The following is a 23,764-nucleotide window of genomic DNA, read 5'->3' on the forward strand; positions in this document are numbered from 1 at the left end:
CGCCGGATCGCGACAATCGGCGCGCCCCTATTCCTGGCCCTGCCCCTCATCCCCGCCCCGGCATTCGCCCGCAACGGCGGCGACACGGCATTCGACATACCCCCTCAGAAGCTCGAAACCGCGATCCAGCAGCTTGCCCTGCAGGCCGGGCGGCAGATCGTCTTCCGATCCGCCCTTGCCGGTTCGGCGACGTCGCACCGGCTGTCGGGCACCATGCCCTTTTCGAGCGCGCTGCGCCGGCTGCTCAAGGGCAGCGGCCTGACCTTCCGCGAGACGGACGCCCATGTCATCCTGATCGAGCCGGCCTCCCCGGTCCGCAGCACGACCGACATTGCCGCCGCCGCCCCCCCATCCCCCCTGCCTCCCGCCCGCCCGCTGATCGTCACCGCGCAGCGTCGCATCGACCCGGTCAGCTTTGCCGGCGACCTGCGGCTACGGCCCAGCGCGGCGGGGATCGCGACCCTGGTCGAAGCCAGTCCCGGCATCAGCAGCGAACCGGGCAATGCCGGGCAGCGGGCGCTGGTCGTGCGCGGCGTCGGCATGGCGGGGGAATCGACCACCCTGGTCTATTTCGGTGATGTGCCGATCGCCGGACCGTCCGGCACCGGCAGCGACGCCGCGCGCACGACCAGCGACCTGTCGCTGGTCGACGTCGCGCAGGTCCGCATCGCCCGCACCGCACGCAGCGCCGAACATGGCGTCGGCGCGCTTGCCGGCGAGATCGAGATCGCGCCGGAAGAACCGCATCTGGGCCAATGGGGCGGCGGCGCCAGCCTGGGCCTGGGCATGCAGCAGGGCGGCGAGCCCGACCTGTCGGCTTCCTCCACGCTCAATATTCCGCTGGGCCAGCGCGCGGCCCTGCGCGCGACCGCCTATGCCAGCCGCGCCGGCGGCTATGTCGACAATGTCCGCACCGGCGCGCGCAACGTCAATGACGACGACATATCGGGGCTGCGCCTGATCGCGCGGATCGTGCCGCAGCCCGATCTCGACATATCGGCGCTGCTCACCTGGCAGCATCGCCGCATCGCCGATGCCTCCTCCTGGTTCCAGTCGCTCGGCCCCTATCGCACCGATCGCTATTTCGCCGCGCCCACCACCCATGACTTCCTGATGGGGCGGCTCAAGATCGGCTATGGCGGCGGTCCGGTCCGCCTGACCAGCATCACCGCCGCCTATCGCTGGTCGCTCGACCGGCGTTATGACCGGACCAACGCCACCTTGTTGCAGGGGCAGGATCCCGAAGCCTGCCAACGCTATTTCGGGCTCGACAGTCCGTCCTGCGATCCGGCGCAGACGCAGCAATTCGCCGATTATGCCGCCGGCCTCGCGCCGTCGCTGCTGCATATTCCGATCGTGTCGACCCGCATCCTGCAGGAACTGCGCCTAGGCCATGACAATGTTCACGGGCTGGGCTGGGTGGCGGGCGTGCTGATCGATCATCGCAGCGAGCGGCTGCGCAGCGAACTCTCCTCCTACAGCGGTGACCCCGATGTGACCGGCGAACTGTTCGGTGCGCGCCGGCTGGCAATCAGCCGTGACCAGGCGGCGCTGTTCGGGACGCTCTCCTATCGGGAGGACGACCTGCTGGTTTCGCTCGGGCTGCGCTATGATGATTATCGCGTCGCATCGCAGAATGACGTGGTCGTGCCCAACCTGCTCAGCGGATCGATCGACTCCTGGCCGCGCACCGTCAGCCGCTCGGGCGGGCTCAGCACCCGCGTCCATATCGACCTGCCGATCGCGCCGGGCGCCAGCTGGCATACCCAGCTGACGCGCAGCATCCGGCCGGGCGGGGTCAATACGGCTTCGGTATTGCTGCCCGATCGCCGCACCTATGATGGCGACAGCCTGTGGGGCGCGGAACTCGGCTTCAACCTGCATCTCTGGCGCGACAGCGAGATGACGCTGACCGCCTATATGAACGACTGGCGCGACATGCAGTATCGGGCGCTGTCGGAAAATCGCTCGCACGCCTATCTGGTCAATGTCGGCAATACGATGATCCTGGGCACCGAGTTCGAACTGGTCGCCCGGCCGCTGCCGGGTCTCACCGCCCGACTGGAGGCCAGCCTGATCCGCGCCGACCTGACCCGCGTGTCCGACGCCGCGCCGCTGGTCGGCGGCGCCGACAAGGGCGACAGCATCCCCTTCGTGCCGCATCGCCGGTTGCAGGCCAGCCTGGCGCGCAGCTGGCCGGTTGGCGGCCATGGCCAACTGACGGTCGAGGGTGACTGGCAATATCAGTCGGGTTCCTGGTCCACATTCACCCGCGACGATCCCGATTTCGTCGAGACGTCGAGCTTCTCGCTGTTCGGCGCGGGGCTGAGCTGGCGCCGGGAACGGACCAGCCTGTCGCTGCGCGCGCGCAATATTTTCAACCGCGTCGCGAATTTGCGCGCGGTGACTAACGGATATGGGGTCGGTCAAACGTTCAGTTCAGGACCGCGATCGATCCTGCTGAGCTGGGACCGGCATTGGTGATGCGGGTCGCCGGGGCGGCCCGCAAGGGGTTTGAAAGCGCGGACAAGGGGTTTCGGGGTTGAACCGTCTATCAGGATCGTCGTTGCCGCAACCGGGCGGGGCGGAAAACAGGGCGACCGACTATTCCGCCTATATCCCGGCGCTGCGCCGCTATTTCGCCCGTCGCGTGGCCAACGCCCATATCGTCGACGACCTGATACAGGACGTGATGCTGCGCATGCATGTGCGCCAGTCGCCCGACGGCATCGACAATCTGGAAGGCTATATCTTCCGCACCGCGTCCAGCGTATTGCGCGATCAGGCGCGGCGCGATCAGGTCCGTCATGCCAAGGGGCATGACGAACTGACGGAAAAGGATCATCCTGCTGAGGAACGGACCGCCGACCGCGTCTTACAGGCAAGGGAAGAGATCGCCCAGGTCGTCCGCGCGCTGGAAGAGCTGCCGGAACGGACCCGCGACATCTTCCTGATGCGGCGCTACGAAGGGCTGGCCTATGGCGATATTGCGGAAAGGCTGGGCATTTCGGTGAGCGCGATCGAGAAACATGTCGCCAAGGCCGTCGCGCATATCGCCCGGCGCATGGCACGATAGGATAGCGGTCACTTCATGACCCAGGACGGGGACGACCCCTTCGACATCGCCGCCGCCCATTGGGCGCGGTTGCAGTCCGGCACGGCGACATCCGCCGAACGGGCGGCGATCGCCGCCTGGTGCGACGCGGCCCCGGCGCATCGCGCGGCCATGGACGCGGTCGAGCGCGGCTGGGACGTCGCCGGCGCTGCGGAACAGGATGATGCGATCGCGGCGATGCTCGCCCAGATGCAGGCGCGCCAGACCGAAGCCTCCGCCCCCTCGGCCGGCCGCCGCCCGTGGCGCGCGGCTTTGCTGGCAGCCTCGCTGACCGCGCTGCTGGCGGTGCCGGCGACGCTCTGGTTTACCAGCCGCCCCGCCGAGCATCCCGTGCCGCCCGCCCTGTCCGGCGAACAGGTGGCGCAGGCTGCGGGCACGCGCCTGTTCAGCCCGGCCGGCCGCCGCCGCAATATCCAGCTGCCCGATGGTTCGCGCGTGATCCTGGACGCCGACAGTGCGATCCGCTTTGCCTTCTCCGCCGACAAGCGGGCGGTCGCGCTGGAATCGGGCCGCGCCTATTTCGCCGTTCAGAAGGACAAGAGCCGCCCCTTCAGCGTATCGGCCGGCAAGCTCACGGCCACGGCGGTCGGCACCGCCTTCGACGTGTCGCGCCTTTCGGGCCGGGAACAGGTGACGACCACCGAAGGGCTGGTGCGCGTCGTCACCACCGCCAGGACGCGCGATGGCAGCCGCGCCACCCTGTTGCCGGCCGGCATGCGGCTGACGCAGAAGGATCAGAGCGTTTCGGTCGATCCGGTCGACGTGACCCGCGAAAGCGCCTGGCGCGAAGGGCGCATCGTCTTCACCGGCCGCTGCCTGTCCGACGTCGCGGCGGAAATGAACCGCTATGGCTCGGGCCGGCTGGAGGTGAAGGAGGATGCCGCGCATATCGCCATCAGCGGCGTGTTCGACATCGACAATGCCGATGGCCTGGCCGAAGCGCTGGAGCAGCAGGGGCTGGTGCATGTAGCGCGTAGCGCCGACCGGATCGTCCTGACCCGCGGCGACCAGATCATCCCCGGCGACTGCGCCGTCCGGGGCTGATCTGGAAGAACGGGGCGCCTGTCGACGCCCCGTGTCTTTCCCTTATTTCCGATCGGCCGCGCCATAGAGCAGCGCGTTGAACAGGAATTTGAACGTGCCATAGGATTGGGCGCGCTGCGCCACTTCCGGCCCCATCACCAGCAGCTTGCCCTTGCCGACATCGACATCGGCGACGGCGATCGTGCCGGCCAGCTTCTCCTGTCCCACGGCCCAGCCGCTGCGCAGCAGGTCGCGGCCCTCGAACCAGGACACCTGGCCATAGGGGATGGCATTCGCCGTCACGAAGGTCTGCGAACGGTTGAAGAACATGTCCACCTGATCGGGCAGGCCATAGGCCAGCGGCTGGCGGTTATCGACGCGCGCGCGCAGGATCGATCCGGGGATGAAGAAGCTCTTGGTGTCGAGCGGCTTCATCGCCCCCTCCACTTCCCGTGCCAGCGCGGGCTTGAGCGGCGTGCCAAACAGGTCGATGAAGCGGGCCGAATTGCCGATCGCCACCACCGCGCCGCCATTGCGGGCAAAGTCCGCGACCGCCGGCACCGTCTTGGCGTCGGTCAGATCGCCCAGCATCGGCACGAACTCGGCCGGCGTATCCTTGACGTCCGGCTGCTTGCCAGCGCGGGCCGTTCCCCAGGCGCCGCTCGGCGGCAGTGCGCCGTCGGCGAACAGCAGCACGTCATAATCCTTCGCCAGATTGCCGGCATCCAGACGCTTGGCATAGACCGGCGCGAACGGGAATTCGAACTTCTCCAGCAGGAAGCGGGTCCAGCCGGTCGGGATATTGCCGCCATAACGATCGACCAGGCCGATGCGCAGGGGTTTGAGCGCAATGCGATCACCCTGCGGCGCGGCATCGAGCGCATGGGCGGTCAGGCCCAACTGCGTCACCGCGTCACCGATGATCTTCTGCGCGCCGGCCGATGCCGGGATCCAGATCGCGCCGGTCTGCATCGCCTCGCCATCGGCGCTCATCGCCTGCTTCAGCCAGGCCGGACGCACGCCCGCCTTCAACAGTCGGTTGGTCAGGATGAAGCTGTTATTGCTTTCATGGCCGACGATCCAGCCAGCCTTGCCCTGGCCGACGATCCGGCCGGGCGGCGGCGCCAGCAGGTCGGGCACCGGGGTGAAATGCTGGTCCAGCCCGTCGAGCAGCCGGTCGAAGCCGATCCCCATCTGATAGGCCAGCGTATAGCCGGTAATGTCATAGGGCGCCTTGGGCGGGCCGCCGGGGAAATCCGTATCGTGCGGATGATCCTGCGGCTCGAACATGTCGATTACATGCGGGCGATAGGCCTGGTCGGTGCGCACGATATAGGAACCGGCGGCATAGCTTTTCCCGCCCGCCTGGAACGGCGCGTCGGCCCGCTCCACCTCGACGCCATTCTTGATGAGCGCATTGAGGAAGGCGATCGCGGTGGGCATGTCGCGCTGGTCGGCAGGGATGATATAGGCGCGCGGATCACGCTCGGCCGGGGCCTGCAGCATCGTCTTGTAGAGGCCGGGATCGACCTTCTTGGGGCCACGCCCTTCGTCCAGCGCCTTGGCATTGGCCAGCCGGTCGACCTTGGACGGGGTGATGGTCCAGCTATCCTTGCTGCCCTTCTCGATGCTGTTGGCGCCCATCTTCCAGATGTTGAACAACAGCCGCTCGCGATTGCGCGAGGCATAGTCGATGACGGCGCGGTCCAGCGTCCACTGATAGTCGAGCGAATCCTGCAAATGCCAGTCACGCGGGCCGATCGGCATCATCTCGTCACCGCGGGGCAACTGGGTCGACGGCACCAGCGGGATTTTCGCCGGGGTCGGCCCGCCGATGATCTCGGTCAGCAGGCCGATGCTGTTGTGGAAATAGGCGACCGACCGTTCCATGCCATTGTGCCAGGTCGAATAGGGCGCCGCGCTGCGCGTGCCGGAACCAGCCTTGCCTTCGGAAATCAGGCGCGAATGCATGGCGAAGCCGACTTCGTTGAGCTGCGCCATGACGATCGGGTCATAGTTGAAATTGAACGGATCGCGGAACGGCGGCACGAACACCACCATGCCCTCCGGCCCGGTCTGATGCTGGTTATAGACGATCTGGGGATACCATTGGCGGAACAGCACCCGATTGACATTCTCGGTCTCGGGCATCGCCGCCATGAAGCTGTCGCGATTATTATCGTGGCCGATATATTTCTGGTAGAGGCGTGGCAGCGTCGCCATCTCGCGCTTCTTGGGATCGGCCGAGCGCATATACCAGTTGGCGACCAGTTCCATGCCATCGGGATTGTCATGCGCGAACAGGATGATGCAGTCGTCCAGCATGCGCATCGTTTCCGGGTCCGACTGGGTCAGCATCCGGTAAAGCACCTGGATCTGTCCCTGCGACGTCACCGTCTCGGTCGCGTGCATGCCCGCGTCGATCCAGACCACCGCCTTGCCCTGCGCCGCCAGCGTGCGCGCCTGCGCCTCGTCCACGCCATGGGCACGGGCCAGCTTCTCGGCAATGGCGCGATACTCGTCCAGCTTGGCCAGGTTCGCGGGCGAGGAGACGATCGCCATCCACTGGCTGCGCCCTTCCGCGCTCTTGCCGATGTCGACCAGCTTCATCCGGTCGCTTTCGGTCGCCAGCTTCTGGAGATAGGCCTCATATTCGCTGTAGTTGGCGAGATAATAGTCGGTCCCCGGCGGCTGCTTGAAGAAGCGCTCGGGCGGGGTCGGCGTGCCGGATTGGGCGGTGGTCTGAGCCGCAGCAGGAACCGCCTGCAACAACAGCGCGCCCGACAGGAAAAGCCAATGGGGTTTCATGCAATCTCTCCAGATATCTGGTCGTAAGCGGGCAGAAAGGGGAAAGGGCGCGATGCTTCATCGCGCCCCTTTCGAACAGGCCGTCAGCCCTTAGTAGAAGCGGACATTGTCGATCTGCAACCACATGCGCTTGCCCGGACCGCGCGATCCGCCGAACTCGACCTGGGTGATGCCGTCACCGGTGAAGGCCGGGCCGACCTTGCCGCGCCGCTCGACCGGCTTGAACTGGCTGAACGGCACCTCGACCGCAGCCCAGCCGGCGCCGCCCTGCACCTGCGCTTCCCAGACGCCGTCCAGGCCGTTCAGGCGAACGGTATAGGTGCCGTCGCCCTTCAGCTCGAAGCGCAGGCCCTTATAGCCGCTGATCTTCGCCGGGGTGATCGACCCGCGGCTCAGCGGAATGGCGAAGCCGGCATAGGCCGCTTCCTTGACCGCCATGCGCGCCGACAGCGACAGCGCCTTGCCGCCCTCGTCGCGCGGCACCGTCTGGGTGATCTCGACCGACCGGTCGATGCCGCCATCGGGCGTGTCGACGCGCAGCGTGTCGATCGACGAGCGGCGATCGTCGCGCTCGAAATCGTCGATCAGCGCAGGCACGCTGATCGAGGGCAGACGGTCGGTCTTGTTGGCGGCGGGAAGCGCCGGGGCGCCGGCGCCATAGGCCAGCTTGCCGTCGATCAGCACCTGCGAGACCTTGTAGACATCCTTGATGTTGGTCCAGGGCGTGCCGTCGATCAGCACGATGTCGGCGCGCTTGCCGACCGCAATGGTGCCGCGATCGGCATCGATGCGCATGATCTTCGCACTGGTCTGGGTGCCGGCGACCAGCGCCTGGCTCGGCGTCAGGCCGGCCTGCACCAGCAATTCCATCTCGTGCAGGGTGGACGGACCATGCGGCGTGCCCGGCATGCCCGCATCGGTGCCCAGCGCGATCGGCACGCCGGCATCGAACAGCGCCTTCACATTGCCCAGCGCAAAGCCGAACTTGCGGAATGTCTGCTTCAGGCGCGGATCGTCCGCCTTCACGTCGCCGCGCTTATAGGGATCATAGACCGCCAGCGTCGGGGCCATCGCCATGCCGCTCTGCTTGATCGCGGCGACTTCCTCGGCGGTGATCGGCCGGTCCTGCAGGCCATGGGCCAGCGAGTCCACGCCCGCCCGCGCCGCGACCAGGCCGCGATCGACGGTGACGGTGTGGGTCAGCACCGGCCAGTTCTGGACATGCGCCGCTTCGACCGTCGCCTTCAGCGTCCATTCGTCCATGCTGGTATTGTCGGGCGACACGCCATAGCGCCAGCCGTCGGAGAAGATCTTCACCAGATCGGGCTGATAGGGCACCAGGCTCTCGATCGCGGCCTTGCCGGCGCCGGGCGTGTTGACCCAGATGGTGGTCGCCTGATCGGCCCAGTCGGCGCCATGGCCGCCGGGCGTGCTGATCCGCGCGGCGAAGCGGACATGGGGGCGTTCATCTGGCCCAGCCAGGCGCGCAGCGGCGCGAACGCCTCGGGCGCTTCATTGAAATCATTCACCGTGGTCACGCCAGCCGCGACATAGGCATTGGCGATCTGCGGGAAAGTGCTGGGGCTGCCGCCGGCGGTCCAATGGGTATGGACGTCGAAGAAGCCGGGCAGCAGCGCCTTGCCCTTGACGTTGATGACCCTGGCGCCGCGCGGCACCTTCACATCGGCGCCGACGGCGGTGATGCGGCCATCCTGGATCAGCACGGTGCCGGGCGCGGGCGCCGCGCCGGTGCCGTCGAAAATGGTCGCGCCGACGATGGCGACCGTGCCACCATCGGCCGGGGCCGAGACGGAGGCGGCGGAATGCAGCGCGATCGGCAGGGCGATGGCCGAGGCCAGCAGAGCAGTGACAACAGATTTACGCATGGGACTTCCCCCTCAAAGGCAATGATTATTCTTCGGTCGCCGGCACGGCCGGCATGCAGAACCAGCATTCTGCATCGCTGCCGATCGGCGCACCCGGCGGGATCGGCGGCGGCGGCGCGATCGGCTCGGCCAGCTTGGCGCGCTCCTCGGGCGAGGCCGTCAGCATGGTGGCAAGATAGCGATTATGCGCAGCGTCGGCGGCGGCGCCGCGCTTGCCGAGGCGCCCAGCCAAGCTTTCCATATGCGCCCGCACGATCGCGATCGCGGTCGACGACAATTGCTTGTCATCGGCCAGGCTGATGAGGCGCAGGACATAGCGGGCACGAACCTGTCGCGCGATTTCCGCCTGCCGGCCCATTGCCCCGGCGGCCATCACCCGATCGTCGATCGCGCCCAGATATTCGTCGAGCGACAGCTGGCCGGCATCGGCGGCATGCTGCGCCACCAGCCGATTGAGCCGCTCGGGCGCCAGCATCGCGATGAAGCTGCCGTCGGCCGCCACTTCGGCCGCGCGCGCCCAGTCGAAGGCGGCGGCGGTGCGGCCGGGCAGCAGTTCGATGTCGGTCTGGCGGTCGCTCATGCCCGACTGGATCGATGACAGCAAAGGTGACAGGCGATCGGGCAGATCGAGCGCGGCGGGATCGAGTGTCGCGAGCAGGGCGCGCAGCGCCGCCCGCTGCTGCGCGGCGTCGACCGGCAGCGCCTGCTCATGGCCATCGCCCTTCACCGCATAGCTGTAATCCACCCCGCCGATCAGCTTCGACGCGGCCGTCACCTGGTAACGGTGGAACAGATAGATCGGCACGATCATCCGGCGCAGGTCGGCGGCAGCCGCCCCGGCGGGCAGGTTGTCAAGGCCGAAGCGGTCGAGCGCGATCCGGCGCACATCCATGATGTGGGTGAGTTGCGCGGCGGCATCCGTGCCATCATCCCACATATTGCCCCAGGGCTGGGCATCGCCATCGCCGCGTGTGTCACCATCGGCGACAAAGCGATAGCCCTTGGCCTGGACCGCGCGGGTCATGGCGTCGAGCGCGCCCTTCTCGTCGGTGCCGGCCGGGAACTGGCGATAGAGCCAGTCGATCGCGAACTTGTCCCAGGCGCCGACGCCGGTGGCATAGGCGTCGGAAAAGTCGAGCGCACCGTCCCGCACGGCGATGCGCGGCGCGGGATAGTCCATCACCGACGCCCGGTTCTCGAAGGTCGAACCGGCGAAATTATGGGACAGGCCCAGCGCATGGCCGACCTCATGCACGGCGAGCTGGCGCAGCCGCGCCTTCACCAGCATGATCGGGTCGTCGCTGGCACCGGTGCCCTCCTTCGCCGCGCCGGCCAGCCCCTCGAAGATCAGTTTGTCCTGCCAGGCCCGCAGCGATCCCAGCTGCACCACGCCGCGCACGATTTCGCCGCTGCGCGGATCGACGATGGTGGTGCCCGTCGACCAGCCGCGCGTCTCGCGATGGACCCAGGCGATGACATTGTAGCGCGCGTCCATCGGATTGGCGCCGACCGGTAATTCCTCCACCCGGAAGGCATTGACGAAGCCGGCCGCGTCGAACGCCTGCGCCCACCATTGGGCGCCTTCCTTCAGCGCATCGCGGATCGCCTGCGGCGCGGCACGGTCGACATAGAAGATGATCGGCTTCCTGACGGCCGAACGCGCGGCATTGGGATCGGTCTTTTCCAGCCGGAACCGGCGGACCAGCCGGGTGACGATCGGCTCGTCCAGCGCGGCGGCATAATTGTTGCGGATGACCTGGACCGACGTGCCGGTGCGCGGATCATGAGCGCGGGTGTGGAAATTGGCGTCGGGCAGACGAATGAAGCTGTGATGCACCCGCACCGTCAGCCCGCGCGCATCGGGTAGCACCCGCTCGATGCTGCGCCCCGGCTCGTCGCTGGTGAAGGTCAGCGACGCCTCGAACTCGACATTGTCGGGAAAGGCCAGGCTCTGCGTCGGATCGACATAGGACAGCGCCGGCGCAATCTTGAAAGTGCCGGCCTTGGTCGCCTTCAGCCGCGCGGCGACGTCAAAGGCATCGCGCATCAGCAGGCCGGACAGGTCCACCGTGATGCCCTTGTCATCTTCGCTGACAATATCACCCGACCAGATCGGCGAATTGGAGAAGGAGCGCGCGACCGCCTGTTCCTCGCCGGCGTCTCCGTTGAGCGCGCGGAAACGGTAATTCTCGAACTCGGCCAGCACCTTGTTGCCGACCTTGCGGAACAGCAGCACCTGCGTCTCGCCCAGCCGCGCGCGATCCAGGCCGATCTCGGCTGCGCCCAGGCCGCCCGCGATCGAGGGGGTGTAGAGATAGCGGGCGATGACGCCATTGGCGCCCGCTTTGGGCAGGACGATCTTCTGCCCGCCCGCCAGCGTGAACAAGCTGGCCGGGGCCGGACTTGCCGCCGGCGCGGGCTGGGCCAGCGCGGTGCCGGCCGGCACGCTCAGGATCATCAGGGCGACAAGCGGCAGCGCGCGCAGCGATTTCATCAATAACATGTCCCGAAAGCAAAAAATGGGCACCGGCCGGATGGCCGGTGCCCCAGGAGGCATCAGAATTTGTGGCTGACGTTCAAGTACCAATAGCGACGCAGCGGCGAATAAAGCTGGCCCTGATAGCCACTGGACGACAGCGGCGGTGCCTTGTCGAACAGGTTGCGCACGCCGATGCGCATGCTGGTGCCGCTCAGCGATCCCTCGGTGAAGCGATACTGGCCATAGAGGTTCGCCGTGGTGGTCGCCTTGACCGTCCAGTAATCGCCGTCGGCGTCGATCAGGCCGGTGTCATAGACCTTGCCGGTATATTGGGCGAAGGCGCCGACCGTCACATTGTTCAGCGACCAGGTGAGCGAGGCCGAACCGCGCCACTTGGGCTTGCGATCGAGCTGCAGCAGGCTGCGGCCGCCCGAGATGTTGACGGCGGCGTCGATGTCGCCCGCGTCCTGCGCCGCCAGCAGTTCGGCGATGCCCGGCGAGGGTTCCTGATAATATTTCAGGAAGTGCGACGCATTGACCGCGAAGTTGAAGCTGCCGACGCTGGTTTCAGGCGTGCGATAGGTCAGGTTGAAGTCCAGGCCCTTCACCGTCTGCGGCTGCAAATTGGTATATTGGTCGAGGACGTAGAGAACCTCGCCCGCCGGGGTCAGGCCGGTGCCGGCAAAGGCTTCGACATCCGAAGCGGTCGCCGCGGCGCGGATCACGTTCGGATTGCTCGAACCCTGCTTGCGCAGCAGATAGTCGAGGATCAGCGCATTGCCTTCGCCGAAGATGCCGACCAGGCCGGTCTGGCGCACCCGCCACCAGTCGGTGGTGAAGGTCAGATGGCCCATGCCGTCGGGCAGCGGCGGCTCCAGCACGACGCCGAAGGACAGGGTCTTTGCCCGTTCAGGATCGAGATCCGGGTTACCCGAGCGCCGGGCCGAGGTGGTCTGCGCCCGCGAACATTGCGAGAAGTCGGTGATGCGGCCGGCGCGGACGTCCGCCTCGCACATGATATAGTCGGTGCGGCTGTTCGCGCGCGTCACGACCGTCGCGTTGGTCTGCTCCAGGTTCGGGGCGCGGAACGACTTGGCCCAGGAACCACGGAAGCGGATGCCGCGCACCACTTCCCAGGCACCGGCGATCTTGGGCACGGCGACATCGCCGAAATCGCTATAATGTTCGTAACGGCCGGCCAGCTGGAGATCCAGGCTGCGCACCAGCGGAATGTCCATTTCCGGCGAAACCAGCGGCACGGCAAATTCCGCATAGGCGCCGAACACTTCGCGATGGCCGCTGGTGTCGTTGTTGAGCGCGGAGTTGACGAAGTCGCCCGAGACCGCGCCGGTCAGCGGATCGGTGTAGGTGATGGTGCCGTCGATGCGCGGATCGCGATCGTCAAGCTGGGTCTCGCGCCGTGCCTCGATGCCGGCCGCAAAGCCGACATTGCCACCCGGCAGGGTGAACAGGTCGCTCTTGGAAATGCGGAAGTCATAGGTCGCCAGGGTCGACTTGGTATAGCGGACCAGTTCCTCGCGCATCGCGTCGATGGTCGACTGGCTGTTCACCGACGTGCCGAAGATGTTGTAGGCGTCCGGGGTCGACAGCGACAGATATTCCTGCAGCTTGGTGCGGCTGATATTGTCGCTGACGTCGCGGGCCCAGGCTTCGGAATAGCTGATCGCGCTTTCCCAGTTGAAGCCGTTGAACTCGCCGCGCAGGCCGGCCAGCAGGCGATATTGCTGGTTGGTCACGGTGACGTTCATAGGACCGAAGTCCTCGAACAGATAATTGTTGATGGTGAGCGGCAGACCCTCGGCCGGGGCATTGGTGCCGGCCAGGCGGTTGGGATTGACGGTACCGTTGGCGAACACGGCCTGGCCCAGCGGGTTCCAGTAATTGCTCGCCGGCACATAGATGGGGATCGAGCTGAGCGTAGCGACCGGGCTCTGCTGCGCCTTGGTCTTGCTGCGATAGAAGCCGGCTTCGGCGAAGAAGGTGACATCGTCGCTGATGTCATAATGGCCGGTCATGAACAGGTTTAGGCGGTTGAGGCGCGGCATGATCGACGTGCCCTGCGCCAGCGAGTCATAACGCAGGTCGCGGTCCGCGCCCGCCGTCGCCATCGCACCATTCTGGATGCAGCGATCATTGCCGATCGCGGCGACGCAGCCCGTACTGCTGGTCGGCTGCAGGTGGAACTGGCCCGATGCGTTGGTCAGGGACGTGCCATTGATGGTGACGGGCACATTGCCATAGGTGCGCAGGTTGGCGAAGGGCGTGGTGGTCGACCGGCCGTCAAGCGAGGTCGAACCTTCGAACGCGGTGCCTTCGAACAGGCCACGGCGGTCGGAGGATTCGGTATAATATTGCTCGGTCGAATCCAGGCCGGTGCCATGATCATAGCTGCCGAAAAGGGTGATGTTGCCGCGATTTTCGGCGAAGTTGGTGCCGATCACGCCATTGGCGTTGAACTCGCGCAGGCCGGTGCCTTCCGCGCCGCCATATTGCAGCGACAGTTCGGCGCCCTGATAGTCGGTCTTGAGCACGGTGTTGACCACGCCCGCCACCGCGTCCGCGCCGTAAATGGCGGCCGCGCCGTCGCGCAGCACTTCCAGCCGCTCCAGCCCGTTCACCGGGATGGCATTGGTGTTGTAGCTCAGCACCGGCACCAGCTGGTCGTTCGCCTGGCTGGTCGGGTGGGCCACAACACGGCGGCCGTTCAGCAGCACCAGCGTGTTGCCGATGCCCAGGCTGCGCAGGTCGAGCGAGCCGACGTCGCCGCGCGCGCCGTTGGAGCTGCCGGGCAGATATTGGCTGTTGAACTGGACGTCGCCAAATTGCGGGATCGAACGGAACAGTTCATCGCCCGACACGGCAGCCGCGCTCTTGATTTCGTCGGTCGATACCACCGTGACCGGCAGCGCCTCGTTGATCTTGGCGCCCTTGATCTGCGAGCCGACGACGACGATGCCGTCCGCCGCATCCGCCGCCGGGGCGGCGTCCTGCGCCAATGCGCTGCCTGCGGTCATGGCCCATCCCATGGCGATCAGGCTCGCCGCGCAGGCTCCCTTGTTCCGATACACACCCATATGTCTTCCCCTGGCTCCCGCCATCCGATCCCTTCGGATGGGCTCTGATCTTTTGAGGTTGTCCCCTCGTCCGGCTGCGTGGCCGGAAACCCTCTCATTGTCGGAGACGCAGGCCCGAAAATTTCCCCCATCAAAAATTTCACTTTTGTGATGGTGGTATCCATCGCCCTGATCGATAAGCCGTTTCACCAGTGGGGATGGTGCGGACCGCCCCGCTTCATGCAGCCAGGGGATACATCCATGTCACGCTTCGCCCGCTCCTTCCTCGCCTTCCTCGCGCTCGGCGCATCGGCGCCCGCCCTGGCCGGGCCGCTGGCCGATGGCGACAAGATGGCGATCATGGCGGATGTCGATCGCGGCGCCGACGCGCTGGCCAAGAACGCGCTGCAGATCTGGAACTATGCCGAAATCGGCTTTCAGGAGACCAAGAGTTCGGCCCTGTTGCAGCAGCAGCTAAAGGCCGCCGGCTTCACGGTCGAGGCCGGGATCGCCGGCATGCCGACCGCCTTCGTCGCCCGCTTCAGGACCGGCGACGGCCCGGTCATCGGCCTGCTCGCCGAATATGACGCGCTGCCCGGCCTGCCGCAGGCCGCCGAGCCGGTGCGCAAGCCGATCGAGGGCATCGCCGGCCATGGCTGCGGCCATAATCTGTTCGGCGCCGCCTCGGTCGCGGCCGCCATCGCCACCAAGGACTGGATGGTCGCGCACAAGATCAAAGGCGAACTGCGCCTCTATGGCACCCCGGCGGAGGAAGGCGGATCGGGCAAGGTCTTCATCGTCCGCGCCGGCCTCACCAAGGATGTGTCGGCGATGATCCACTGGCATGCCGCCGACAGCAACAGCGCGTCGCAGAACACGGCACTCGCCAATATCAGCGGCAAGTTCCGCTTCCACGGCACCGCTGCCCATGCCGCCGCCGCGCCCGAACGCGGCCGCTCCGCGCTCGACGGGGTCGAGGCGATGGACGCGATGGTCAACATGATGCGCGAACATGTGCCGCAGGAAACCCGCATCCATTATGTCATCACCGATGGCGGCAAGGCGCCCAATGTCGTGCCAGACACGGCCGAGGTCTATTATTATGTCCGCCACCCCAACCAGCAGGTGGTCGCCGACATCATGGACCGGGTGAAGAAGGCGGCCGAGGGCGCGGCCATGGGCACCGGCACCACGGTCGAGTTCAACCAGGTCGGCGGCACCTTCGACCTGCTGCCCAACGACACGCTGGGCCATGTCATGTATGACAATCTGAAACAGGTGACCCTGCCCAGCTACAATGCGCAGGAGCAGGCCTTCATCACCCAGATCCAGTCGAGCTTCCCCAAGGGCACGCGCATGGGCGACGGCAGCGTCGAAGCCTATAGCAGCGGCGGCCTGACCCCCGCCTCCACCGATGTCGGCGACGTCAGCTACACGACGCCGACGGTCGGCATGGTCGCGGCCACCTGGGCACCCGGCACCCCGCCGCACAGTTGGCAGGCAGTCGCGGCCAGCGGCACCAGCGTCGGCACCAAGGGCGCGGTCGTCGCCGCCAAGGCGATGGCGCTGACCGCCGCGCAACTGTTCCAGAGCCCGGACACGCTGGCGGAGGCCAAGGCCGAACTGGATCGCCGGCGCGGCAAGGATTTCGTCTATCGCTCGCTGCTGGGCGACAAGGGGCCGGCGCTGGAATATCGAAACGGGAAGTGACGGTCCCGAAGCAGGCCGATCACTCGCCCGCCTCCTTATAGGCGGGCAACCCCAGCCCGCGCCGGATTGCCAGCGCCCGCAGGCCAAATCCCAGCAGCGCCGCGATCACGCCGGCGACCGGCACATCCAGCCCGGCCAGCCGCAACAGCACGAACAGGCCGGAGGCGAACGCTGCGGCTGTGACATAAAGTTCGGGGCGCAGCAGGATCGACGGCTCGCCCGCCAGCGTGTCGCGCATGATCCCGCCAACACAGCCTGTGACCACGCCCATCATCCCCGCGACAAAGGGCGGCACGCCAAAGCTCATTGCCTTGGCCGCGCCAAAGACCGCGAAGGCAGCCAGCCCGATCGCATCGAGCCAGTCGAGCGCATGGTCGCTCCACCAGCGGCGCGGCGTGATCCAGACGGTAATGGCGGCAGCCATGCAGACAATCGACGGCGCCGGATCATGGATCCAGAAGACCGGCGCATCGATCAGCAGGTCGCGCACCGTGCCGCCGCCCACCCCGGTCAGCAGGGCGAAGAAGGCAAAGGTCACCAATGTCTGGCGCAGGCGCGCGGCAGCCAATGCGCCGGAAGCCCCGAAGACGAAGGTGCCGATCAGGCTCAACGCCTCCAGCACGGGTCCGATATGGGTGGCGATCGTCGGGGTCGGCGGCAGCATGGCTTTCCGTAGCCGCTATCGGGCGCCAGCGGAAGCCGGCGCCCGAGGCACGATCATTTCCGGCCCTTCTCGGCCGACAGGCGGGTCATCAATATGGCCGCCCGCTTGGCCTGGCGCGGCATGGTGGACAGGTCCGCCTTTTCCGCCGGGCTATGGTCGCCGGTCGAGGCGAGGCCCAGCCCCACCAGCCCGTCGACATCCTGCGCGACGAAGCTGATATCGCCCGCGCCGCGCTTGAGCGGATCAAGCTCGGGCATTTCGGGCAGGCCCAAATCCTTGTTGATGCCATTCAATCTGCCGAGCAGCGCGCGGTTGCCCGCCGTTGGTGCCATGGAGGGATAGCCCAGATCAAAGGCGATGCTGGCACCGGTGCCGGGCAGATGGCCGTTGTCGACAATTGCCTGCATCTTCGCCCGCACCCGCTCGGTCTGGTCCTGGCTGAGCGTGCGGAAATCGCCCTTGGCGACGGCGATCGGCGGGATGATGTTGGTCTTGCCGGTCACGGCGATGCGCACGCCGTCCTTGTCGACGTCCGCGCTCTGGCCGCCACCGATCAGGCCGACATTGAAGGTCAGGTTTGGCTCCGGCAATTCCTTGCGGAAAGCGGTGATGATCCGCGCCATTTCATAGACGGCGCCATCACCGGCGGCGGCCGAGAAGATGCCCGAACTGTGCGCCGATTTGCCGCTGGTGGTCAGCGTCCAGCTGTTGGAGGAGCGGCGCGCGATCGAGCCCATATCCTTGCCGTCCTCGCGGCTCAGCCCCTCGAAATCGAGCGCGACGTCGGCGCGCTTGCCGGCCGCGATCAGGTCAGCGCGCGCGATCGAAACCGGATCGCCCGAATCCTCCTCGTCACCGGTCAGTACCACCTCGATATTGGCGTTCTTGAGCGTGCCCGCCGCCTGCATCGCCTTCAGGGCGAGCAACATCGTCACCACCCCACCCTTGTCGTCGCCAACACCCGGCCCGGCCGCCCAGTCGCCCTCGCGCTTGAAGGTCTGGAACGGCGAGTCCGGCTCGAACACCGTGTCGAGATGGCCGATCAGCAGCATCTTCGTCGTGCCCGCCTTGCCCTTATGCACGGCGATGAAATGGCCGGCACGCTTGACCTGATCCATCGGCTTCCAGCTAACGGTGAAGCCCAGCGCCTCGAACTCAGGCCGCAGCATGTCGGCCACCGCCTTGACGCCGGCGACATTCATCGACCCGCTATTCTGGTTCACGATCTTTTCGAGGAGGGCGATCGCGGGCTCATGGCCGGCATCGACGCTGGCGCCGATCTTCTGTTCGGCCGGGCTCAGCGCCGCCTGCGCCGTGGTCGCCAGCAGCATCGCGCCGCACAGGGCCGCCTTCACAATAGTCTGTCGCATGGGTTCGTAACTTCACCGGAACAAAGGAAAAATGGGCCGCTCTGGGACGGCTGCAGAATAAAACGGGTGGCGCGCGCAGACACGCCACCCGTCGGATGCTTATTTCGCCAGTTCAGCTTCGATCGCGGCAACCAGCGCCGGATCATCGGGCGCGGTCGTCGGTGCGAAACGGGCCGCGACGCTGCCATCCTTGGCGATCACGAACTTCTCGAAATTCCAAAGGATTTCCGGCACCGGATTGGGCGTCATGCCATAGCCCTTGAGCCGCTCGCGGAAGCTGTCGCCATCGCCCTGCGCCTCGGGCTGCGCGCTCGTCAGGGCGGCATAAAGCGGATGCTTGTCCGGCCCGCTGACCACGATCTTCTCGAACATCGGGAAATCGACGCCGAAATTGGTGGTGCAGAAGGTGGCGATCTCGTCATTGCTGCCCGGCTCCTGGGCGCCGAAATCATTGGCCGGGAAGCCCGCGACCACCAGCCCCTTGTCCCGATAATCGGCATAGAGCTTTTCCAGCCCCTCATATTGCGGCGTCAACCCGCATTTGGAGGCGACATTGACCGCGAGCACGACCTTGCCGGCATAATCGGCCAGGGTCGCGTCGGCGCCCTTGATGGTCTTGAGCGGTATTTGCTGAATTGCGGTCATGCATCGTCTCCCTTGGATATCAGGCGGCGGACCTTGCCATCATATGGCGGCGCCGAAAAGATGCCCCGCCGCCGCCGTCACAGCCATCGCCAGCGCGCCCCAGAAGAAGGTACGCAGCATCGACCGCCCCGGCCGCGCCCCGCCCAGCCGCGCCCCGACATAGCCCAGCAGCAACAGGCAGAGCAGCGACACCGGCACGACGCTGATCCCGGCCAGCGACGGCGCGATGGCCGCGGCGACTACCGGTGGCGCCGCGCCACAGGCGAAGCTCGCCGCCGAGGCCAGCCCTGCCTGCACCGGGCGCGGCGTGCTGAGGTCGGAAATGCCCAGCTCATCGCGGGCATGGGCGCCCAGCGGATCGGTCGCCATCAACTGGGTAGCCACCTGCCCAGCCAAGTCCCAGTCCAGCCCGCGCTCGACATAAATGTCGCGCAGCTCCTCCCATTCGGCATGAGGCTGCGTTGCCAGAGCCTTCTTTTCCTTGGCGATATCGGCACGCTCGGTATCCGACTGGGCGCTCACCGACACATATTCGCCCGCCGCCATCGACATGGCGCCCGCCACCAGCGCGGCAATGCCCGACAATAATATGGACTCGCCCGTCGCGCCCGATGCGGCGATGCCGGTCATCAGGCTGGCGGTCGACACGATGCCGTCATTGGCGCCCAGCACGGCCGCACGCAACCAGCCGACCCGGTTGACATAATGGACGGCATGATGCGGTCGCGACGGCTCGACGCGTGGCGTGGTCATATGATGGAGCCCCCTGTCAGATCATCCAGCCCGTTGGCTATCAGATGCAGGGGGCAGCGCAAGGGGCTCAGCCCAGCCCCTCGGCCTTCTCCGCCAGTTCGAGCCAGCGCTCCTCGGCGGCATCCTTCTCGGCGCGAGCCTTCTCGATCGCAGCGGTCAATGCCGCGAATTTCTTCGGGTCGCGGGTATAAAGCGCCGGGTCGGCCAGCGCCTCCTCGTCGCGGGCGATCGCCGCTTCCAGTTCCTCGATCTTCTTGGGCAGCAGGTCGAGGTCGCGCTGGTCCTTGTAGGTCAGCTTGGTCGAGGCCGGCTTGGGCGGCGGCGGGGCCGCAGCCTCCTTCTTCTCCGCCTTGGGCGCGCGGCGCGGATCGCGCTTGGCGATCCAGTCGGCATAGCCGCCGACGATCACGTCGACCTTGCCCGATCCGTCGAGGCCGAGCGTCACGGTAACGGTCCGATCGAGGAAGTCGCGGTCATGGCTGACGATCAGCACCGTGCCGTCATAATCCGCGATGACTTCCTGTAGCAGGTCAAGCGTTTCGAGGTCAAGGTCGTTGGTCGGTTCGTCCAGCACCAGAAGGTTGGATTCGCGGGCAAATTCGCGCGCGAACAGCAAGCGCGAACGCTCGCCACCCGACAGGGTGCCGACCTTCGCCTCGGCCAGCGAGGGATCGAACAGGAAGTCCTTCAGATAGCCATGGACATGCTTACGCACGCCGCGCACGTCGATCCAGTCGCCGCCTTCGGCCAGCACGTCGCGTACGCTCTTGTCGCCCTGCATCAGGCTGCGCTGCTGGTCGATGAAGATCATGTCCAGCGTCTTGGCCAGCGTCACCTCGCCGCTATCGGGCGCCAGTTCGCCGGTCAGCAGCTTCAGCAAGGTCGACTTGCCCGCACCATTGCCGCCGACGATGCCGATCCGGTCGCCACGCTGCACGCGCAGCGAGAAGTCGTTGATGATCGTGCGGTCACCAAATGTCTTGGTGACATGCTCGGCCTTGATGACGCTCTTGGTCTTGCTGTCATCGCTCGCCACCGCGATCTTGGCAGTGCCCTGCGGCCCCTGCATCGCGGCACGCTGGGCGCGCATCTCCCACAGCTTGGCCAGCCGCCCCTGGTTGCGCTTGCGCCGGGCAGTGACGCCGCGCTCCAGCCAGTGGGCCTCGATCTTGAGCTTGGCGTCCAGCTTCTCGGCGGCGCGCGCCTCTTCGGCATAGACCGCTTCCATCCAGTCCTCGAAACCGCCGAAGCCGATCTCGTTACGGCGCATCTGGCCACGGTCGAGCCACAAGGTCTGGCGGGTCAGGCGGGTCAGGAAGGCACGGTCATGGCTGATGACGATGAAGGCACCGGTATAGCGGGCGAGCCAACTTTCCAGCCAGTCGATCGCAGCGATATCCAGATGGTTGGTCGGCTCGTCCAGCAGCAGCAGGTCGGGTTCGCTCGCCAAGGCGCGGGCGATCGCGGCGCGGCGGCGCTCACCGCCGCTCGCAGTCGCGGCCTCGCGCGACAGGTCGATGCCCAGCTGGTCGGCGATCGCCTCGACCTCATGGGCGGGCGGCGCGAATGCGCCGGCCAGCGCGAAATCATGCAGCGTCTTGAAGGCGCTGACGTCCGGATCCTGCTCCAGCGTCACCACCCGCGCGCCCGGCTGCACCGAACGAATGCCCTCATCCGCCTCGATCTGGCCGCCGATCAGCTTCAATAGGGTGGTCTTGCCCGCGCCGTTGCGCCCGATCAGTGCCAGCCGGTCGCGCTGGCCGACATGGATGTCGATATGCCGGAACAGCCAGTGGCTGCCCTGCGAGAGGCCGAGATTTTCGAAGGAGAGAATGGGTGCTGCCATGGCGGTGCAGCTAGGGCCTATCGGGCGTCGGGGCAAGAGTGGAACCGGAAAGCTGTCGGACGGCTTTCAACGCAGGACAGCGTCCATTCATCGCACCCCGGCCAAAAACGGGTGCAGGACTTACAGAGGAGACCATGTCCATGAAATCCGCTCTCGCCCTGATGGCGCTCGGCGCCGCCGCACTGCCTGTCGCGGCTGTTGCCCAGACCAGCGTCACCATCGCCGAGACCGCGCCGGTGGTGACGTTGAACGTCACCGAAAGCGTCGAGGCCGCGCCCGATGTCGCGACCATCGGCACCGGCGTCCAGACCAAGGCCCCGACCGCGGCCCAGGCGATGAAGGACAATGCCGCCAAGATGGATGGGCTGATCGCGGCACTGGCCAAGGCCGGCATCGCCAAGGCCGATATCCAGACCAGCGGCATCAACCTCAACGCCCAATATGATTACAGCAACCGCGACGGCCAGCCGTCCGGTCCGCGTTTCCTGGGCTATGAGGCGTCGAACCAGCTCAGCGTCAAGGTACGCGACGTGAAGAAGGTTGGCGCGCTGCTCGATACGCTGGTGCAGGCCGGGGCGACCAACATCAACGGCCCCAGCTTCTCGGTCGAGGATCCGAGCCCGCTGCAGGCCCAGGCCCGCGCCACCGCGCTCAAGACGGCCAAGGCCCAGGCCGATTTCTATGCCCAGGCGGCAGGCTATCGCTCGGCCCGGCTGGTCTCGATCTCGGAAAGCAGCAGCGGCGGCAATGCGCCGATGCCGCTGATGGCCGCCCGCTTCAAGGCCGACGCCGCGCCGACCCCGGTGGAACCCGGCCAGGTCAGCGCACCGATCAGCCTGACGGTCCAGTACGCGCTGGAACGCTAAGCCGTCATTCCTCGACGCGCCAGTGCGGCACCGCAAGGTCCGCGCTGGCGCCTTTGACCAGCCGCGCGTCGATGCCACGATCGGCAAAGGGCTTGAGCAGCCCCTCATGCCCCTCCCCCTTGATCGACATGTCGATCGGCAGGCCGGTGCGCTGCGCCGCCCACAGCACAAGCGCCAGCCGATCCTTGTCCGTCACGGCCCCTTCATCATCCAGCGCGAGCGACGGCAGCGGCAGGGTCGGCGGCGTAATCTCTATCGCCCAGCCGGGCGTTGCCGCCGCCGCCCGCCGCTCCAGCGCCCAATAGGCGCCAAGGCCCGCATCCGGCAAAGGCTGCGCCCGCACCACCGCCCGTTTGCGCGCTGTATCGACCGTCACCGCATCGGGATTGACACCGGCGACCAATGCCAGCCGGTCGGTCAGGCGATCGACCTGGCCCTGTACCTCACGCCGGGCGGTCTGGGCGGCGAGCAACTGGGCATTGTCGGCATCCGTCCCCTCCCCCACCCGGATCTGTTCGATATCCAACGACACCGGCTTGCCCAGCATGTCGCCCAGAATATGGCCGGCCCGCGCGGACGCGTCGCGCTCATAATGGCTGGTGAGGACGCTGGCGGTCACGGCAAGCGGCCTAGCGGCGAAATCCAGGTCGAGCTGCGCGATCCGGGCGCCATCGGGAAATTCGCGCCGGATGACGTCGCGGGCATCGCGGGCGGCCCGCGCTTCCCAAGCGATCTGGCCGAGCGACAGGCCGAGCGGCACTGCCAGCGCCAGGAAGATGGCACCGATGAAAACCATCTGCAGCCAGCTCTGGCTGGGCGACAGCCGCCGGCCAAAACCATAGAGGCGCGCCATGATCGCCGCAGCCAGGGCGATCGTCACGAAATTGGTGAAGAAGAGCAGGAAGGCACCGCCCGCGACTGTTGCGTTAAGCGTCGCCAGTCCAAAGCCCACCGTTGCCAGCGGCGGCATCAGCGCGGTGGCGATTGCGACGCCGACGATCGTCCCCGCCTTGCCGCGAATCATCGCATAGGCGCCCGCTAGCGCGGAAAAGAGCGCGACCATCAGGTCAAACAGATTGGGTCGGGTGCGCGCGGCGATTTCACTGGTCACCGTCTGTAACGGCGACAGCAGGACGATGAAGGCGGTGAACGCGATCGCCACCAGCGCCCCGCCCGCCAGCGCGACGATCGTCCGGCGGATTTCGCGCGCATCGGTCATGGCGAGGCCAAAGCCCAGCCCGACGATCGGCCCCATCAGCGGCGAGATCAGCATCGCACCGATCACCACGGCCGGCGAGGAGAGCAGCAGGCCGAGCACCGCAATGCCCGCCGACATCAGGATCATGAAGGCGTAGGACGGGCTCCAGCCATCATCGGCCCGGACCCTTTCGAGCACCGCCTGATGATCGATCCCGCGGATCACATGGCTGCGCCACCAGCGCGGAACGGAGCGCCACAAGGGCGCATCGGCTACGGGCCTGTCATCTTCATTCTGCATGGCTGGCAAGCCTAATTCGCCCGGCCG

The 23,764-nt window shown here is 66.6% G+C and carries 16 protein-coding genes (1 of these 16 running past the window's edge); 5 read left to right on the forward strand and 11 right to left on the reverse strand.

Annotation, left to right across the window (positions count from 1 at the left end):
• The 3 genes from DIZ22_RS09275 to DIZ22_RS09285 all read left to right on the forward strand — a co-directional run.
• Positions 1-2,484, forward strand: partial view of a TonB-dependent receptor gene (locus tag DIZ22_RS09275; RefSeq protein ID WP_053094342.1) — the 3' portion only. Its footprint begins 60 nt before the window's first position; 2,484 of the gene's 2,544 nt are visible here — the last part of the coding sequence; its start codon lies beyond the left edge, outside the window; the stop codon is at positions 2,482-2,484.
• Between the two features lie 82 nt (positions 2,485-2,566).
• On the forward strand, positions 2,567-3,076 hold the full coding sequence (locus DIZ22_RS09280; protein ID WP_048938342.1) for an RNA polymerase sigma factor: 510 nt from the start codon (positions 2,567-2,569) through the stop codon (positions 3,074-3,076).
• Between the two features lie 15 nt (positions 3,077-3,091).
• On the forward strand, positions 3,092-4,159 hold the full coding sequence (locus DIZ22_RS09285; protein WP_048938341.1) for a FecR domain-containing protein: 1,068 nt from the start codon (positions 3,092-3,094) through the stop codon (positions 4,157-4,159).
• Positions 4,160-4,201: 42 nt separating this feature from the next.
• Here the strand turns inward: DIZ22_RS09285 and DIZ22_RS09290 are convergent, their stop codons facing one another.
• From DIZ22_RS09290 to DIZ22_RS09305, 5 genes are all read right to left on the reverse strand, one after another.
• The gene (locus DIZ22_RS09290) at positions 4,202-6,946 is read right to left on the reverse strand and encodes a M14 metallopeptidase family protein (RefSeq protein ID WP_107917579.1); all 2,745 of its coding nucleotides are present in this window, start codon (positions 6,944-6,946) and stop codon (positions 4,202-4,204) included.
• A gap of 90 nt (positions 6,947-7,036) precedes the next feature.
• Positions 7,037-8,284: a CIA30 family protein gene (locus tag DIZ22_RS09295; RefSeq protein WP_240626837.1), complete on the reverse strand. Its 1,248-nt coding sequence runs from the start codon at positions 8,282-8,284 to the stop codon at positions 7,037-7,039.
• Positions 8,260-8,832: a hypothetical protein gene (locus tag DIZ22_RS22235; RefSeq protein ID WP_240626838.1), complete on the reverse strand. Its 573-nt coding sequence runs from the start codon at positions 8,830-8,832 to the stop codon at positions 8,260-8,262. The genes DIZ22_RS09295 and DIZ22_RS22235 overlap by 25 nt, the downstream gene beginning before the upstream one ends.
• 25 nt (positions 8,833-8,857) lie before the next feature.
• Complete coding sequence (locus DIZ22_RS09300; RefSeq protein WP_048939382.1) at positions 8,858-11,326, reverse strand: zinc-dependent metalloprotease; 2,469 nt, start codon at positions 11,324-11,326, stop codon at positions 8,858-8,860.
• Positions 11,327-11,388: 62 nt separating this feature from the next.
• The gene (locus DIZ22_RS09305; protein WP_048939381.1) at positions 11,389-14,406 is read right to left on the reverse strand and encodes a TonB-dependent receptor; all 3,018 of its coding nucleotides are present in this window, start codon (positions 14,404-14,406) and stop codon (positions 11,389-11,391) included.
• Positions 14,407-14,646: 240 nt separating this feature from the next.
• Here DIZ22_RS09305 and DIZ22_RS09310 point away from each other — a divergent pair, with 240 nt between their 5' ends.
• Positions 14,647-16,095 (forward strand): amidohydrolase, encoded by a 1,449-nt coding sequence (locus DIZ22_RS09310; protein WP_048939380.1) that lies wholly within the window; start codon positions 14,647-14,649, stop codon positions 16,093-16,095.
• Positions 16,096-16,114: 19 nt separating this feature from the next.
• Here the strand turns inward: DIZ22_RS09310 and DIZ22_RS09315 are convergent, their stop codons facing one another.
• From DIZ22_RS09315 to DIZ22_RS09335, 5 genes are all read right to left on the reverse strand, one after another.
• A complete protein-coding gene (locus DIZ22_RS09315; protein WP_004207533.1) occupies positions 16,115-16,759 on the reverse strand; it encodes a trimeric intracellular cation channel family protein in 645 nt (214 codons plus the stop codon).
• Between the two features lie 53 nt (positions 16,760-16,812).
• On the reverse strand, positions 16,813-18,129 hold the full coding sequence (locus DIZ22_RS09320; RefSeq protein WP_048939379.1) for a M20/M25/M40 family metallo-hydrolase: 1,317 nt from the start codon (positions 18,127-18,129) through the stop codon (positions 16,813-16,815).
• Between the two features lie 99 nt (positions 18,130-18,228).
• On the reverse strand, positions 18,229-18,774 hold the full coding sequence (locus DIZ22_RS09325) for a glutathione peroxidase (RefSeq protein WP_048939378.1): 546 nt from the start codon (positions 18,772-18,774) through the stop codon (positions 18,229-18,231).
• A gap of 39 nt (positions 18,775-18,813) precedes the next feature.
• The gene (locus DIZ22_RS09330) at positions 18,814-19,527 is read right to left on the reverse strand and encodes a VIT family protein (protein WP_048939377.1); all 714 of its coding nucleotides are present in this window, start codon (positions 19,525-19,527) and stop codon (positions 18,814-18,816) included.
• A gap of 67 nt (positions 19,528-19,594) precedes the next feature.
• A complete protein-coding gene (locus tag DIZ22_RS09335; RefSeq protein ID WP_048939376.1) occupies positions 19,595-21,373 on the reverse strand; it encodes an ATP-binding cassette domain-containing protein in 1,779 nt (592 codons plus the stop codon).
• 140 nt (positions 21,374-21,513) lie between these two features.
• Between DIZ22_RS09335 and DIZ22_RS09340 the strand changes: the two genes are divergently transcribed.
• Complete coding sequence (locus DIZ22_RS09340; RefSeq protein WP_048939375.1) at positions 21,514-22,239, forward strand: SIMPL domain-containing protein; 726 nt, start codon at positions 21,514-21,516, stop codon at positions 22,237-22,239.
• A 4-nt stretch (positions 22,240-22,243) separates the two neighbouring features.
• On the opposite strand, the gene DIZ22_RS09345 is transcribed toward DIZ22_RS09340, so the two are convergent.
• Positions 22,244-23,737, reverse strand: coding sequence for a DUF389 domain-containing protein (locus DIZ22_RS09345; RefSeq protein ID WP_048939374.1), 1,494 nt, complete (start codon positions 23,735-23,737; stop codon positions 22,244-22,246).
• Positions 23,738-23,764: the final 27 nt, after the last annotated feature.

The sequence above is a fragment of the Sphingobium sp. LF-16 genome (assembly GCF_003711185.1).
In the GTDB taxonomy this organism is placed as follows: Bacteria; Pseudomonadota; Alphaproteobacteria; order Sphingomonadales; family Sphingomonadaceae; genus Sphingobium; species Sphingobium yanoikuyae_A.